Below are 267 nucleotides of genomic sequence, written 5' to 3' on the forward strand. Positions count from 1 at the left end.
TCTGGTTGAAGTGGTCGATGCCTTATTTCAAAGACAAATTGATTTCGGCGAAGAGGTTCAATATGACCCAATTCGAGCGGGAACTCGGCCTCATCCTGTACTGATTGAGCAGAATAATCATAATCCTCATCCTTTGCGCTGGCTCATGCTCAAAGATAAAGAAACAGAGGCACAGCAAGTTGCTTGGAAGATTCGAGATCTACTCAACCAGTCACATGCTGGAGAGCTATATTTTCAAAAAGATGCTCAGACCCAAACATTAAACGA

At 43.1% G+C, this 267-nt stretch carries 1 protein-coding gene; it reads left to right on the plus strand.

The window, feature by feature from the left end; genetic code table 11:
- A partial coding sequence (locus AC3II9_RS21860) for a hypothetical protein (protein WP_489158805.1) occupies positions 1-267 on the plus strand: 267 nt, incomplete at both ends.

Source organism: Lysinibacillus sp. RU7 (genome assembly GCF_057837305.1).